The organism is Brachybacterium nesterenkovii, assembly GCF_900163655.1.
Lineage (GTDB): Bacteria > Actinomycetota > Actinomycetes > Actinomycetales > Dermabacteraceae > Brachybacterium > Brachybacterium nesterenkovii.
Map to the genome: position 1 here is coordinate 1 of NZ_FWFG01000049.1, position 1,464 is coordinate 1,464.

1 protein-coding gene is annotated in these 1,464 nt (G+C 63.5%); it reads left to right on the forward strand.

What is annotated here, in order from left to right:
• Nucleotides 1-68: 68 nt before the first annotated feature.
• A partial coding sequence (locus FM110_RS05350) for a coiled-coil domain-containing protein 30 (RefSeq protein ID WP_234991932.1) occupies nt 69-1,464 on the forward strand: 1,396 nt, incomplete at its 3' end.

Genomic DNA, 1,464 nt, shown 5'->3' on the forward strand with positions numbered 1-1,464 from the left:
GAAGACCTCGACCCTCACCCCGACACCGACGCGCCGCCCCAGGTCGCACCACAGCTACACCCTCATCTGTGAAGAGCCAGTTAAGAGGGTGGCTCGAGGACAAGCGGCGCAAGGGCAGGAGCGGACTCGAGACATCAGACTGGGAAGGTGCCGGGGTCCACCACCTCGGCTCTTCGAACGTTCTGACCGTCGTGCAGCACAGCAGCGCTGATGCTCGGCTACGCCGTGCTCTCTTCGAGTACGAGGAGACCAATCCAGCGGGCGTGTGGACCACGCGGATGTATGCACTCAGCAGCCTTGCCTCCCACCAGAGCCAGGTCATCTGGTTCGAGAGCGAAGGGCGGACCAAAAGCCGGGCCCCCAGTATCCCGGCGACCCCAAACCTTGTGCGAAACACCTTGGAGTCCGTCGCGGCCCACGACTCCTCGGTGCCGATTCTCCCCCGACCCCAAACAACTCGCGCCGACGACGTAGACGAGTTGCTGGGGTACATCACTGATGCAGGTCGTTACATCTCGATCGTGGTGGTTGCACCCATCCCAGACGTCAGCAACGAGGAATGGGGACGGGCGGTCGACTCGCTCACACGCGACGCCATCGGCTGCGCATCCTTCTTCGTGCTCACCCCCGCCGCGCACAGCAAGCTGAACTCAGCTCTCGGGCCAGCTCACGCGATCCCCGCGGGCGCGATCCGCACCTTTGTACCGAGAGTGGACCTCTCAGATCCGACCGATGCCCGCCGTCATCGCCTGCTGACCGCAAGGACCATCGTCAAGGGGCTGACTGAGAAGAAGACGTTCGACTCGCGCATAAAGCACCTTGTCTCGATTACGCCCAGACTCTCGCTCCTCGAACGTGAGCTACCCACGGAGCTCATGCGCACCGTGCGCGTCCTCCAGCGAGAGCAGATCAATGCCACGGAAGTCGTCACCGAGAGCAATTCTGTTGTCGCACCGGCGCCTCCTGCCGCACAGCCTACGGTGCTTGAGCAGCCCTCCGTGGTCGAGAAGCAGGGGACGGCCACTGCCGAGGACCCCGCGCGGGTCAAGCCGTACCGCAAATCCACCACGCACGAGCCATGGTTCGACAGCCTGCGCACACTGGTGCGAAAGGTCCTTGGCAGAGAGCGGCTCGACGAGCGCGCAGTCCAAGAGCTTGCACAGCGCTTCGAGCAGAAGGACTCACTCGTCCGCACCGCGACAGCCGTGGCAGAGCGTCTGCAGTACGAGCGTGAGCAGTTGGAGGATCGCCTAACGACTCTCCACGATCAGCTCGAAGCAGAGCAGTTGGAACGCGCCGTAACAGAGGCCGACCTCCAGGACGCACAGAAACAGGTTCGCTCTCTCGAGCGGTGGCGTGCAACCCGCAAGGACCAGTACGAGTACGTGCCTCCGTCGATCGAGCCATGGTGGGCCGCCCCCGTTGTTAGGTCCGGTCTCTGTGTGAGTCGTCGGGTTCCATTTC